Source organism: Nocardioides pacificus, assembly GCF_054775955.1.
This window is the reverse complement of the sequence record NZ_BAAHCI010000004.1, coordinates 185249-199047: the sequence shown is the minus strand read 5'-3', so window position 1 is coordinate 199047 and position 13799 is coordinate 185249. Positions and strand designations below refer to the sequence as shown.

12 protein-coding genes are annotated in these 13799 nt (G+C 70.2%); 11 read left to right on the top strand and 1 reads right to left on the bottom strand.

What is annotated here, in order from left to right:
• The first annotated feature begins 129 nt into the window (after positions 1-129).
• The 11 genes from uvrA (at position 130) to ACYU7L_RS02040 (ending at position 12649) form a co-directional block, all read left to right on the top strand.
• Positions 130-3204, top strand: coding sequence for an excinuclease ABC subunit UvrA (gene uvrA, locus ACYU7L_RS02090; protein WP_460793525.1), 3075 nt, complete (start codon positions 130-132; stop codon positions 3202-3204).
• Between the two features lie 46 nt (positions 3205-3250).
• Complete coding sequence (locus ACYU7L_RS02085) at positions 3251-3691, top strand: Rieske (2Fe-2S) protein (protein ID WP_460793524.1); 441 nt, start codon at positions 3251-3253, stop codon at positions 3689-3691.
• A gap of 36 nt (positions 3692-3727) precedes the next feature.
• Entirely contained in the window at positions 3728-5746 is a 2019-nt protein-coding gene (gene uvrC / locus ACYU7L_RS02080) for an excinuclease ABC subunit UvrC (protein WP_460793523.1), read from the top strand.
• 6 nt (positions 5747-5752) lie between these two features.
• Positions 5753-6661, top strand: coding sequence for an RNase adapter RapZ (gene rapZ / locus ACYU7L_RS02075; RefSeq protein WP_460793522.1), 909 nt, complete (start codon positions 5753-5755; stop codon positions 6659-6661).
• Positions 6658-7611, top strand: a complete 954-nt coding sequence (locus ACYU7L_RS02070) for a gluconeogenesis factor YvcK family protein (protein ID WP_460793521.1) — start codon at positions 6658-6660, stop codon at positions 7609-7611. Before rapZ ends, ACYU7L_RS02070 begins: the two co-directional genes overlap by 4 nt.
• 90 nt (positions 7612-7701) lie before the next feature.
• The gene (gene whiA / locus ACYU7L_RS02065; RefSeq protein ID WP_460793520.1) at positions 7702-8688 is read left to right on the top strand and encodes a DNA-binding protein WhiA; all 987 of its coding nucleotides are present in this window, start codon (positions 7702-7704) and stop codon (positions 8686-8688) included.
• 176 nt (positions 8689-8864) lie between these two features.
• Positions 8865-9869 (top strand): type I glyceraldehyde-3-phosphate dehydrogenase, encoded by a 1005-nt coding sequence (gene gap, locus ACYU7L_RS02060; RefSeq protein WP_460793519.1) that lies wholly within the window; start codon positions 8865-8867, stop codon positions 9867-9869.
• A 2-nt stretch (positions 9870-9871) separates the two neighbouring features.
• A complete protein-coding gene (locus tag ACYU7L_RS02055) occupies positions 9872-11083 on the top strand; it encodes a phosphoglycerate kinase (protein WP_460793518.1) in 1212 nt (403 codons plus the stop codon).
• Positions 11084-11206: 123 nt separating this feature from the next.
• Positions 11207-12004 (top strand): triose-phosphate isomerase, encoded by a 798-nt coding sequence (gene tpiA / locus ACYU7L_RS02050; RefSeq protein WP_460793517.1) that lies wholly within the window; start codon positions 11207-11209, stop codon positions 12002-12004.
• Positions 12005-12034: 30 nt separating this feature from the next.
• Positions 12035-12274: a preprotein translocase subunit SecG gene (gene secG / locus ACYU7L_RS02045; protein ID WP_460793516.1), complete on the top strand. Its 240-nt coding sequence runs from the start codon at positions 12035-12037 to the stop codon at positions 12272-12274.
• Between the two features lie 15 nt (positions 12275-12289).
• Positions 12290-12649 (top strand): RNA polymerase-binding protein RbpA, encoded by a 360-nt coding sequence (locus ACYU7L_RS02040; protein ID WP_460793515.1) that lies wholly within the window; start codon positions 12290-12292, stop codon positions 12647-12649.
• 175 nt (positions 12650-12824) lie between these two features.
• On the opposite strand, the gene ACYU7L_RS02035 is transcribed toward ACYU7L_RS02040, so the two are convergent.
• A complete protein-coding gene (locus ACYU7L_RS02035; RefSeq protein ID WP_460793514.1) occupies positions 12825-13793 on the bottom strand; it encodes a type IV toxin-antitoxin system AbiEi family antitoxin domain-containing protein in 969 nt (322 codons plus the stop codon).
• Positions 13794-13799 lie beyond the last annotated feature (6 nt).

Below are 13799 nucleotides of genomic sequence, written 5' to 3'. Positions count from 1 at the left end.
CCGGGGCATGGGGAGCCTCGTAGGATCGTTCTGCTGATGGGCCGCGTGGCGGGTTGCGCGCACGCAGGCCTTGGCGAACACTTGTTCGAACCGCTTCGCTGTCCCAGAGACCCCGACATTAGGAAAACTGTGGCCGACCAGATCCTCATCCGGGGTGCCCGGGAGCACAACCTCAAGGACGTCTCCCTCGAGCTCCCCCGGGACTCGCTCATCGTCTTCACCGGCCTGTCGGGGTCCGGCAAGTCCAGCCTCGCGTTCGACACGATCTTCGCCGAGGGGCAGCGGCGCTACGTCGAGTCGCTCTCGGCCTACGCCCGCCAGTTCCTCGGCCAGATGGACAAGCCCGACGTCGACTTCATCGAGGGCCTCTCGCCCGCGGTCTCGATCGACCAGAAGTCCACCTCGAAGAACCCCCGCTCCACGGTCGGCACGATCACCGAGGTCTACGACTACCTGCGACTGCTCTACGCCCGCGCCGGCCGCCCGCACTGCCCGACCTGCGGTGCGCCCATCGAGCGGCAGACCCCGCAGCAGATCGTGGACCGGATCCTCGCCCTCGAGGAGGGACGCCGTTTCCAGGTCCTCGCCCCGGTCATCCGCGGACGCAAGGGCGAGTACGTCGAGCTCTTCAAGCAGCTGCAGACCCAGGGCTTCTCCCGCGCCCGCGTGAACGGCGAGACCCACCAGCTCGACGACCCGCCCAAGCTGGACAAGCAGAAGAAGCACACGATCGAGGTCGTCGTGGACCGCCTCGCGGTCAAGGAGTCCTCCAAGCGCCGGCTCACCGACTCGGTCGAGACCGCGCTCGGCCTGGCCAGCGGCCTGGTCGTCTTCGACTTCGTCGACCTGGACGCCAAGGACCCGGTCCGGGAGATGAAGTTCTCCGAGAAGATGTCGTGCCCCAACGACCACGCCATCGAGACCGACGATCTCGAGCCCCGCTCGTTCTCGTTCAACTCCCCGTTCGGCGCGTGTACGGCGTGCCACGGGATCGGCACCCGGATGGAGGTCGACCCCGAGCTCGTCGTGCCGGACCCGTCGGCCACCCTCGGCTCGGGCGCGATCCAGCCCTGGAGCGGCGCCCACGTCGCCGACTACTTCCTGCGCATCCTGGGCGCCCTGGGCGACGAGCTCGGCTTCGACCTGAACACGCCGTGGGAGGGGCTGACGCCGAAGGCGCAGAAGGCCATCCTCGACGGCCACGCCACCAAGGTCCACGTCCGCCACCGCAACCGCTACGGCCGCGAGCGCTCCTACTACACCGAGTTCGAGGGCGTGCGCAGCTACATCGAGCGTCGCCACAGCGAGGCGGAGTCCGACACCAGCCGGGACCGCTTCGAGGGCTTCATGCGTGAGGTGCCCTGCCCGGCGTGTGAGGGCAGCCGACTGCGCCCGGTCTCGATGGCGGTGACCCTCGGCGGCAAGAACATCGCCGAGGTCTGCCGGATGCCGATCAACGAGACCTCGGTTTTCCTGCTCGACCTGGAACTGAGCGAGCGCGAGCGCCAGATCGGCGAGCGCGTGCTCAAGGAGATCCAGGAGCGGCTCAACTTCCTGCTCGACGTCGGGCTCGACTACCTCTCGCTGGACCGGCCCTCGGGCTCGCTGTCGGGCGGCGAGGCGCAGCGGATCCGGCTCGCGACCCAGATCGGTGCCGGCCTGGTCGGCGTCCTCTACGTCCTCGACGAGCCCTCCATCGGTCTGCACCAGCGCGACAACCAGCGGCTCATCGAGACCCTGGTGCGGCTCAAGGACCTCGGCAACACGCTGATCGTCGTCGAGCACGACGAGGACACCATCCGCGCGGCCGACTACGTCGTCGACATCGGTCCGGGCGCCGGTGAGCACGGCGGACAGGTCGTCCACGCCGGCACGGTGAAGGGTCTCTACGAGCACCCCGACTCGCTCACGGGGCAGTACCTCTCCGGGCGCCGCGAGATCGCCGTACCCGAGATCCGCCGCCCGAAGACCAAGGGCCGCGAGCTCACGGTCCACGGGGCGCGGGAGAACAACCTGCGCGACGTCGACGTGTCGTTCCCGCTCGGGATGTTCGTGGCCGTCACCGGCGTCTCCGGCTCCGGCAAGTCGACGCTGGTCAACGACATCCTCTACACCTCGCTGGCCAAGCAGATCTACAACGCACGCACCATCCCCGGGCGGCACCGCAAGATCACCGGCACCGAGCACATCGACAAGGTCATCCACGTCGACCAGTCGCCGATCGGACGCACGCCGCGGTCCAACCCCGCGACGTACACCGGCGTCTTCGACCACGTCCGCAAGCTGTTCGCCTCGACCCCCGAGGCCAAGATGCGCGGCTACCTGCAGGGGCGCTTCTCGTTCAACGTCAAGGGCGGACGCTGCGAGGCCTGCCACGGCGACGGCACGATCAAGATCGAGATGAACTTCCTGCCGGACGTCTACGTCCCCTGCGAGGTCTGCCACGGGGCGCGCTACAACCGCGAGACGCTCGAGGTGCACTACAAGGGCAAGACCATCGCGGAGGTCCTCGACATGCCGATCGAGGAGGCCGTCGACTTCTTCGGCGCCGTCCCGGCGATCGCGCGCCACCTCAAGACGCTGGTCGAGGTGGGGCTGGGCTACGTCCGGCTCGGGCAGCCGGCGACCACGCTGTCGGGCGGCGAGGCCCAGCGCGTGAAGCTGGCCGCCGAGCTGCAGAAGCGCTCCACCGGTCGCACCGTCTATGTGCTCGACGAGCCGACCACGGGTCTGCACTTCGAGGACATCCGCAAGCTGCTGCTGGTGCTGGGTCGCCTCGTCGACCAGGGCAACACGGTGCTGGTCATCGAGCACAACCTCGACGTCATCAAGACCGCCGACTGGCTGGTCGACATGGGCCCCGAGGGCGGCTCGCGCGGCGGCCTCGTCGTGGCGGAGGGCACGCCCGAGCAGGTCGCCGCCCACCCGGACAGCCACACCGGGCGGTACCTGGCACCGCTGCTCGAGGGCCGCCACGCGACCGCCTCGGAGGCCGTGGACGCACCCGTTCCGGTGTTGAAGGTGACCAAGGCCGCCGCCAAGCGCGCCGCCGCACTCGAGCGCGCGGAGAAGGCAGCCGCCAAGAAGGCGGCTGCGGCTGCGGCCCCGGCCCAGAAGATCGTGGCGAAGAAGACAGCGGCGAAGAAGACAGCGGCCCCACGGAAGGCAGCAGCGCGCAAGACGGTGGCCCCGAAGGCCAGGTGAGCCTGGCTAGTCTGTTCCCGACGTCCGCCCAGGCGAGGAGAAGACCATGGCCGAGCAGTTCCAGCCCACCCGCAGGATCGTCTTCCATGGACTCGGGGCGCTCGCCGTGGCCGCCGCGCTGGCCGGCTGCGCCGGCGGTGACGACGGCGAGTCGACGACGGGCGGCTCCGAGGGCGGCTCGGGCGACACCGCGACGCCCGGCGACGCCCTGGCCACCACGAGCGAGGTGCCCGTCGAGGGCGGTCTGATCCTCACCGGCGCCAAGCTCGTGCTCACCCAGCCCACCGAGGGGGAGTTCAAGGCCTACTCGGCCGTCTGCCCCCACCAGGGCCAGCTCGTCACGGACGTCGCCGACGGCACCATCACCTGCTCCCACCACGGCAGCCAGTACGACGCGGCGAGCGGCGACGTCACCCAGGGGCCCGCCACGTCGGGACTCGAGGCGGTCGAGATCACGGTCGAGGGCGACCAGATCCTGCTGGCCTGACCCGGCGCTGTCGGAGCCGCCACGTAGGGTTGCCGGGTGACGCCAGCTCGACCCGCCCAACGCTCCCGAGGACCGCTCTCCTACCGTCCGGAGCCCGGGTCGATCCCGACCCAGCCGGGGGTCTACCGGTTCCGTGACTCCCGCGGCCGCGTCATCTACGTCGGCAAGGCCAAGAACCTGCGCGCCCGGCTCTCGTCGTACTTCCAGGACATCGGGGGACTGCACCCGCGCACCGCCACGATGGTCACCACGGCGGCGAGCGTCGAGTGGACGGTCGTGAACACCGAGGTCGAGGCGCTGCAGCTGGAGTACTCCTGGATCAAGGAGTACGACCCGCGCTTCAACGTGAAGTACCGCGACGACAAGTCCTATCCCTGGCTGGCGGTGACCACCGGCGAGGAGTTCCCGCGGGTGATGGTCGGTCGCGGCGCCAAGAAGAAGGGGACCCGCTACTTCGGCCCCTACAGCCACGCGTGGGCGATCCGCGAGACCGTCGACCTGCTGCTGCGGGTCTTCCCGATGCGCTCGTGCTCGACCGGTGTCTTCAAGCGCTCGGCGCAGATCGGGCGACCGTGCCTGCTCGGCTACATCGACAAGTGCGCGGCCCCCTGCGTGGGCAACGTCAGCCCGGACGAGCACCGGCGCATCGTCGACGACTTCTGCGACTTCATGGGCGGGCAGACCACCGCGTTCGTCCGCCGCGTCGAGAAGGAGATGTACGCCGCCTCCGAGGCGCTCGACTTCGAGAGGGCCGCGCGCCTGCGCGACGACCTGGGGGCGCTCAACCGCGCGCTGGAGAAGCAGGCCGTCGTCCTCGGCGACGGCACCGACGCCGACGTCATCGCGTTCGCGCAGGACCCGCTCGAGGTGGCGGTGCAGATCTTCTACGTGCGCGGCGGCCGGATCCGCGGTCAACGCGGCTGGGTCGCAGACCGGGTGGAGGAGGGCGAGACCCCCGAGCTGGTGGAGAACTTCCTGCTCCAGCTCTATGCCGGCGACTCCGCGGAGAACATTCCCCGCGAGGTCCTGGTCCCGGCGCTGCCGCCCGACCTGGAGACGATGGAGCAGCTCCTCAGCGAGCTGCGGGGGAGCCGGGTCGCGATCCGGGTGCCGCAGCGCGGCGACAAGAAGTCGCTGCAGGAGACGGTCGGCCGCAACGCCCAGCAGGCGCTCAACCTGCACCGCACCAAGCGCGCCAGCGACCTGACCACCCGCAACCGGGCGCTGGAGGAGATCCAGCAGGCGCTGGAGCTGGAGGAGGTGCCGCTGCGCATCGAGTGCTACGACGTCTCCAACCTGCAGGGCACCGAGGTGGTGGCCTCGATGGTGGTCTTCGAGGACGGTCTCGCCCGCAAGGGGGAGTACCGCCGCTTCGTGATCCGCGGGGTCGAGGGGCAGAACGACGTCGCGTCGATGCACGAGGTGATCACCCGACGGTTCCGTCGCCTGCTCGACGACCAGGCCAAGACCGGCGACGTCGTCGCCGGCGCCGGAGGCGAGGTGGCGGCCGACCAGGGACCGATGCTCGTCGACCCGGAGACCGGACGGCCCCGCAAGTTCGCCTACGCCCCGGGCCTCGTCGTGGTGGACGGCGGCCCGCCCCAGGTCGCGGCCGCCCAGCGGGCCCTCGAGGAGCTCGGCATCGACGACATCCCGGTGTGCGGGCTCGCCAAGCGCCTGGAGGAGGTCTGGCTCCCGAAGGAGGAGGACCCGGTGATCCTGCCGCGCTCCAGCGAGGGGCTCTACCTGCTCCAGCGGATCCGGGACGAGGCGCACCGGTTCGCGATCAACCACCACCGCGGCCGCCGGTCCAAGACGATGGTCGAGAGCGCGCTCGACGACGTCCCCGGACTGGGGGAGGTCCGCCGCAAGACGCTGCTCAAGCACTTCGGATCGCTGAAGAAGCTCAAGGTCGCGACCGTCGAGGAGATCGCCCTGGTCCCCGGCATCGGCCCGCGTACGGCGAGCGCGATCAAGGAAGCGGTCACGGAGCCGGCGCCGAGCGGCCAGACTGTGCGCATCAACACCGCCACCGGCGAGATCGAGGAGGACTGACACATCATGCAGCCCACGCACGAGCCCGCCGCCGCCCAGGCCCGCCGGGCCTCCGACACCGCCGGAGAGCTGGTCATCGTCACCGGCATGACCGGCGCCGGGCGCAGCACCGCGGCCAAGGAGCTCGAGGACCTCGGCTTCTTCGTCGTCGACAACCTGCCCCCCAGCCTGCTCAAGGGGATCGTGGAGCTGGTCGACGAGAGCCGCGGCAGCGCCCAGCCGATCGCCGTCGTGGTCGACGTGCGCTCAGGCTCGTTCTTCGGGGCCCTGCAGTCGATCCTGGCGCGCGGTGCCACCGGTCGCCGTACGACGCTGTTGTTCCTGGAGGCGACCGACGAGGTGCTCGTCCGCCGGCAGGAGGCCGCTCGGCGTCCGCATCCGCTGCAGGCGGGTGGTCGGCTGCTCGACGGACTGCAGCGCGAACGCGTCGTCCTCGCCGACCTGCGCGGCAGCGCCGACCTGATCATCGACACCAGCAACCTCAACGTGCACCAGCTCACCGACCGGGTGGCCGAGGCGTTCGGCACTCCCGACGCGACCCGGCTCAAGGTCAACGTGATCAGCTTCGGCTTCAAGTACGGCATCCCGGTCGACGCCGACTTCGTCGCCGACATGCGCTTCCTGCCCAACCCCCACTGGGTGCCCGAGCTGCGGCCCCGCTCGGGCCGCGACACCGAGGTCGCCGACTACGTCAAGAGCCGCGACGGAGCGCAGGAGTTCCTGGACCAGTTCGTGCCGCTGCTGCACACCGTCGCCGCCGGCTACCTCACCGAGGGCAAGCGGTTCATGCGGATCGCGATCGGCTGCACGGGCGGCAAACACCGCAGTGTGGCGATGTCCGAGGAGATCGCCGCTCGCCTGGCCGAGGCGGGGGTCGACGCCCGCGCCACCCACCGCGACCTCGGACGCGAGTGACGCTCGACGCGCCGCCCCCGAGCGGCACCTCGGTCGTGGCACTCGGGGGCGGGCACGGCCTGTATGCCTCGCTGTCGTCGCTGCGTCGCGTCGTCGACGACCTGACCGCCGTCGTCACCGTGGCCGACAACGGCGGATCCTCGGGACGACTGCGCGGCGAGTTCGGCGTGCTCCCGCCCGGTGACCTGCGGATGGCGCTCGCCGCCCTCTGCGGTGACGACGACTGGGGGCAGACCTGGTCCCGGGTGCTGCAGCACCGCTTCGCCGGCGAGGGTGAGATGCGCGGGCACACCGTCGGCAACCTCCTGATCGTCGGTCTGTGGGAGCTGCTCGGCGACCACGTGCAGGCACTGGCGCTGGTCGCGAAGCTGCTCGGCGCCCAGGGCCGGGTGCTGCCGATGTCCACCTCGCCCCTCGACATCACCGCCGACGTCCGCGGCCCGGAGCCGGCCGCCGGGGTCACGCGCGTGCGGGGCCAGATCGAGGTGGCCACCACCGAGGGGAGGATCGTCGGGATCCAGCTCGACCCGCCCGACCCGACGGCCTGCCCGGAGGCGGTCGAGGCGATCCTGGGGGCGGACTGGGTCGTGCTCGGCCCCGGCTCCTGGTACACGTCGGTGATCCCGCACCTGCTGGTCCCGTCGCTGCGTGATGCCCTGGTGGCGACCGAGGCGCGGCTGCTGGTGGTGCTCAACCTCGAGGGACAGCAGGGGGAGACGCTCGGCTATGCACCGGAGGACCATCTGGCCGCTCTCTTCGAGCACGCCCCGGAGCTGCGCATCCACACGGTGCTCGCCGATCGCGCCGCCGTACCGGACCCGATCACGCTCGAGCAGGTGGTGACCTCGAGCGGGGGGACACTGGTCATCGACGACGTCGCCCTCGGCGACGGGACGCCGCGTCACGATCCGGCTCGGCTCGCGGCGGCGTACGCCCGCATCATGGGGTGAGCATCCGGGGCGGCGAGGACCGGGGGAGGGAGCCCGCGACGGGCTCGACCGGGCACGGATGGAATTGACGGACATGGGAGGATCTGCGGCATGGCGATGACAGCACAGGTGAAGGCGGAGCTGTCGAGCACCCCGGTCACGAAGACCTGCTGCCGCAAGGCGGAGGTCGCCTCGATGCTGCGTTTCGCCGGGGGACTGCACATCGTCAGCGGACGGATCGTGGTGGAGGCCGAGCTCGACACCGGCGCGGCCGCCCGCCGCCTGCGCAAGGACATCGCCGAGGTCTTCGGGCACCAGTCCGACGTGGCCGTCGTGCAGGGCAACGGCATCCGCAAGGGGACCCGCTACATCGTCCGGGTGATCAAGGACGGCGAGGCCCTGGCCCGTCAGACCGGCCTGCTCGACGCGCGCGGCCGGCCGGTGCGGGGCCTGCCGCCGCAGGTCGTGTCCGGAGGCGGCTGCGACGCCGTCGCCGCCTGGCGTGGGGCCTTCCTCGCGCACGGGTCGCTCACCGAGCCGGGGCGCTCCTCCGCCCTGGAGGTCACCTGCCCCGGGCCTGAGGCCGCCCTCGCTCTCGTCGGCGTCGCCCGTCGGGTCGGGATCCAGGCCAAGGCGCGCGAGGTGCGTGGCGTCGACCGCGTCGTGATCCGCGACGGTGACGCCATCGGCGCGCTGCTCACCCGCCTGGGCGCCCACGAGTCCCTGATGGCCTGGGAGGAGCGTCGGATGCGGCGCGAGGTCCGGGCCACGGCCAACCGGCTGGCCAACTTCGACGACGCCAACCTGCGCCGGTCCGCGCGTGCCGCCGTCGCCGCCGGAGCGCGGGTCGAGCGCGCCATGGAGATCCTGGGCGACGAGGTCCCCGACCACCTGCGGATGGCCGGCCACCTGCGCCTCGAACACAAGCAGGCCTCCCTCGAGGAGCTCGGCCAGCTCCACGAGCCGGTGCTCACCAAGGACGCCATCGCGGGCCGCATCCGCCGCCTGCTGGCGATGGCCGACAAGCGGGCCGAGGAGCTCGGCATCCCCGACACCGAGTCGTCGCTGACCCCGGACATGCTGGCCGAGGACGTCTGAGGACGTCTGACCCACCTCCGCGGGACGTCTGGCACGTCTTGCTCGGTCGAACGACCCCAAGCGCGTTCCTGACGGCGGCCGGTCCTCCGGGCGGGGTAGGGTTTCGAGTGGCCCACAATCCGGGTGCTCTCTGAGTGCTCGGTCACACTCGAAGAACGCACAGAGGAGTCCTTGAAGTGACGGTTCGTGTAGGTATCAACGGGTTCGGCCGGATCGGTCGCAACTTCTTCCGGGCAGTTCGCGCATCCGGCGCCGACATCGAGATCGTTGGGGTGAACGACCTCACCGACAACGCGTCTCTCGCCCACCTGCTGAAGTTCGACTCGATCCTGGGCCGCCTCGACGCCGAGGTCTCCTCCACGGAGAACTCGATCATCGTCGGCGACCAGGAGATCGCGGCGTTCGCCGAGCGCGACCCCGCCAACCTCAAGTGGGGTGAGCTGAACGTCGACGTCGTCATCGAGTCGACCGGCTTCTTCACCGACGCCACCAAGGCCAAGGCCCACATCGACGCAGGCGCCAAGAAGGTCATCATCTCGGCCCCCGCCAAGAACGAGGACATCACCGTGGTCATGGGTGTCAACCACACCGACTACGACACGACGAAGCACCACGTCATCTCCAACGCGTCGTGCACCACCAACTGCCTGGCCCCCATGGCCAAGCCGCTGCACGACGAGCTCGGCATCGTCAAGGGCCTGATGACGACGGTCCACGCCTACACCGCCGACCAGAACCTGCTGGACAACATCCACAAGGACCCCCGTCGTGCGCGCGCCGCCGCGCTCAACGTCGTGCCCACGTCCACCGGTGCCGCCAAGGCCATCGCCCTGGTCATGCCCGACCTCAAGGGTCGCCTCGACGGCTACGCCCTGCGCGTTCCGGTCCCGACGGGCTCCGCCACCGACCTCACGTTCGAGGCCGGCCGCGAGACCACCGTGGAGGAGGTCAACGCGATCATCAAGGCCGCCGCGGAGGGTCCGCTCAAGGGCTTCCTGAAGTACTCCACCGACCCGATCGTGTCCTCGGACATCGTCACCGACCCGGCGTCGTGCATCTTCGACGCGCCGCTGACCAAGGTCATCGGCAACCAGGTCAAGGTCGTCGGCTGGTACGACAACGAGTGGGGCTACTCCAACCGCCTCGTGGACCTGATCGGCTACATGGGCGAGACCCTCTGATCGTGCCTGACACCAGCGCAGGCCTGGCCGCCCTCGGTGAGCTGAGGGGCAAGCGCGTCCTGGTCCGCTCGGACCTGAACGTGCCCCTCAAGGGGACGACCATCACCGACGACGGTCGGATCCGGGCAAGCGTCCCCACCATCCGGACACTGGTTGACGCCGGTGCCCGGGTGGTGGTGGTCGCCCACCTGGGCCGGCCCAAGGGTGCGCCGGACCCGGCGTACTCCCTCCAGCCCGTGGCCGTACGGCTCGGCGAGCTGCTCGGCAAGGATGTCGCCTTCGCGACGGACACCGTCGGGGACAGCGCCCGCGAGACCGTCGCGGCGCTCGGCGACGGTGACGTCGCCGTGCTGGAGAACGTCCGCTTCAACCCGGGCGAGACGAGCAAGGACGAGGGGGAGCGCGGTGCGTTCGCCGACCAGCTGGTCGCTCTCGCCGATGCGTTCGTCTCCGACGGGTTCGGAGTGGTGCACCGCAAGCAGGCCTCCGTGTACGACGTGGCGCAGCGGCTGCCCCACGCGATGGGCAACCTGGTCGCTACCGAGATCGGTGTGCTCCGTCGTCTCACCGTCGACCCGGAGCGTCCCTACGTCGTGGTGCTCGGTGGCTCGAAGGTCTCCGACAAGCTGGGGGTCATCGACCACCTGCTGGAGAAGGCCGACAAGCTGCTGATCGGCGGAGGCATGGTCTTCACCTTCCTCAAGGCCCAGGGCCACGAGGTCGGGCAGAGCCTGCTCGAGGAGGACCAGCTGGCGACCTGCCGGCTCTACCTCGACCGCGCCCGCGAGTCGGGTGTCGAGATCGTGCTGCCCACCGACATCGTCGTGGACCACTCGTTCCCGACGGGCGAGACCACCCCCGACCCGATCGTCGTACCGGCGTCGAACATCCCCGCGGACACGCTGGGCCTCGACATCGGTCCGGAGTCCGGGGCTGCCTTCGCGGCAGCGCTGGCAGACGCCAAGACGGTCTTCTGGAACGGCCCGATGGGCGTGTTCGAGGTCGACGAGTTCGCCGCCGGCACCCGTGCGGTGGCCGAGGCGCTCACCAAGGTCGACGGCCTCTCGGTCGTCGGCGGCGGAGACTCCGCGGCAGCCGTGCGCAAGCTCGGCTTCGCCGACGACGCCTTCGGTCACATCTCCACCGGTGGCGGCGCCAGCCTCGAATACCTCGAGGGCAAGGAGCTGCCCGGCATCTCCGTCCTGGAGAGCTGAGCTCGTCCGCACGACCCACGCGTCCCGGGATCTGCTCCCGGGACGCGTGGCACGGGCCCTCGTGGCCCACTCCGTCCCCCCCGTCGCCGTGACCGGCGACCCACTCGCAGCCGAAGGATCACGATGGCCAAGAACGCACGCACGCCCCTGATGGCGGGCAACTGGAAGATGAATCTCAACCACCAGGAAGCAGTGGTCCTGGTCCAGAAGCTCGCCTGGACGCTCTCCGACAAGAAGCACGACTTCGCGCAGGCGGAGGTCGTCGTGGTCCCTCCCTTCACCGACCTGCGCTCGGTGCAGACGCTGGTCGACGGCGACAAGCTGTCCATCAAGTACGCCGCCCAGGACGTCTCTGAGCACGACTCCGGCGCCTACACCGGTGAGATCTCCGCGGACATGCTCGCCAAGCTCGGCTGCAGCTATGTCGTCGTGGGTCACTCCGAGCGCCGTGAATACCACGCCGAGGGCGACGCGGTCGTCAACGCGAAGGCGCACAAGGCGCTGGCCGCGGGCATGACGCCCATCGTCTGCGTCGGCGAGGGCCTCCCGGTCCGTCAGGCCGGCGAGCACGTGCCGTTCACGCTGGCGCAGGTCGAGGGGTCCCTGGCCGGCTTCACCGCCAAGCAGGTCGCCGACCTGGTCGTGGCCTACGAGCCCGTGTGGGCCATCGGGACCGGCGAGGTCGCGACCCCCGAGGACGCGCAGGAGGTCTGCGCAGCTATTCGCGGCAAGGTCCGCGAGCTGCACGGCGACGACGCGGCCGACAAGGTGCGGATCCTCTACGGCGGCTCCGTGAAGTCCTCCAACGTCTCCGGCATCATGACCAAGGAGGACGTGGACGGTGCTCTGGTCGGTGGCGCGAGCCTCCAGGCGGAGGAGTTCGCCGGCATCTGCCGTTTCTACGACCTGCCTGTCATCTGACGCGCCGAGCGTGACGTAGGCTAACCGACCGTGACACTCCTCTTCACCGTTCTGCTCGTCATCACGAGCCTGCTGCTCATCCTCCTCGTGCTGCTCCACAAGGGGCGCGGAGGCGGTCTGTCCGACATGTTCGGCGGCGGCGTCTCGAGCTCGTTGGGTGGCTCATCGGTTGCTGAGCGCAACCTCGACCGTCTGACGGTCGGCATCGGCGTCATCTGGTTCGCATGCATCGTCGCGCTGGGCCTGCTCAAGGCCTACGGCGGCGTCTGAGAAAGGGGCTTTGGCGTGGCTGGTGGAGGAAATGCGATTCGAGGGAGCCGGGTCGGCGCCGGCCCGCTCGGCGAGGCTGAGCGCGGCGAGGCAGCCCCTCGCCAGGCGGTGACCTACTTCTGCTCCAACGACCACCGCTCGGTGATGACCTTCTCGATCGAGGCGCAGGTGCCGGAGTCGTGGGACTGCCCCAAGTGCGGCCTGCCGGCCAGCCTGGACTGCGACAACCCGCCGCCCGCCCCGAAGACCGAGCCTTACAAGACGCACCTGGCCTATGTGAAGGAGCGTCGCTCCGACCAGGAGGCCCGCGACATCCTCGACGAGGCCGTCCAGCTCCTGCGCAGCCGCCGGAAGTCGGGCGACATCATCTTCTGATCGAGCCAGCGCCGACCCGCCCCAGCGCGAGTCGGCGCTGCTGCGCGCCCGACAGGGCGTGAGTCGGCAGGAGTGCACACCGGGTACGGCGTGAGTCGGCGCTAATGCACACCCGGTACGGCGTGAGTCGGCGCTAACGCACATCCGGTACGGCGTGAGTCGGCGCCAACGCGCCTCACGCTGCCCGACGAGCCAGTCGTTCCCGCGCTCGTCGTACCCCCTGCAGCATCAGTTCCTCACAGTCGCGGTGCCGACCGAACACGTTCGCCGCCCGCACAGGGACGATCTCCCAGCCGAAGTCGCGATCAAGCTCAGCGCGCCGGGCCTGGTCGTGCGACCGCTGCAGCGGCGTGGAGTGCCACTCCTCCCCGGCGTACTCGACCGCGAGGCGAAGGGGTTCGTTGCCGATGTCCAGACGGGCGATGACCACGCCGTTGCGCAGGACCTCGATCTGGAGGCGCGGCGTCGGCAGCCCGGCGTCGATCCACCTCAGTCGCGTCACCGACTCTCCCGGAGACTCCGCCAGCGGGTCGACGATCAGGACGAGCTCACGCAGCTGCACGACGCCACGCATGCCCCGGAATCGCTCCACCTCCCGGACCAAGGTCTCCACCGAGAAGCCACCCAGACGTGCCATGGCGTCCAGGCCGGCGAGCGCGCGGTCCCGGTGCTCGAGCCGCCCGAGGTCGAGCGCGGTGCGCACTGGCGTCGTCACGCGCAGGCCGTGGAGCTCCATGACGTCCTCGCGCGCGAGGTTGCGCTCGCCGCTGTCGGCGAGCTTCGACCTCAACCGCCCGTGCCCGGAGGGCCGGAACATGCAGATGGTCTGGAGCCCGAGGTGCTCATTGGGCGCGAGCAGCATCTCCGCGCCGTGGAGCCACCCTGCGTGGCGGCCGCAGATCACGGCATCCTCCGGCGCGATCAACGCCAACGCCGCGGCACGCAGCGCCACCGAGTCTCCGGCTTGGGCGGCCAGGTAGGTGCCGCGCACCGGCCTGTGCAAGAGCCTCGACTCCACCAGCTTGCTCAGGGTCGCCCGAGTGATCCCCTGCTGCAGTGCCATGCTCGTGCTGAAGGGCGTGTCCAAGGGCAGCGGAAACGACTCGTCGAGGAGAGGCTGGCCGAGCCACGTGGCGAGAGACATTGCGTC

Coding starts and splice junctions, on each gene's coding strand:
- whiA (WP_460793520.1), top strand. CDS start 7,702: ATGGCGATGACAGCACAGGTGAAGGCGGAGCTGTCGAGCACCCCGGTC.
- ACYU7L_RS02085 (WP_460793524.1), top strand. CDS start 3,251: ATGGCCGAGCAGTTCCAGCCCACCCGCAGGATCGTCTTCCATGGACTC.
- tpiA (WP_460793517.1), top strand. CDS start 11,207: ATGGCCAAGAACGCACGCACGCCCCTGATGGCGGGCAACTGGAAGATG.
- ACYU7L_RS02035 (WP_460793514.1), bottom strand. CDS start 13,793: ATGTCTCTCGCCACGTGGCTCGGCCAGCCTCTCCTCGACGAGTCGTTT.
- rapZ (WP_460793522.1), top strand. CDS start 5,753: ATGCAGCCCACGCACGAGCCCGCCGCCGCCCAGGCCCGCCGGGCCTCC.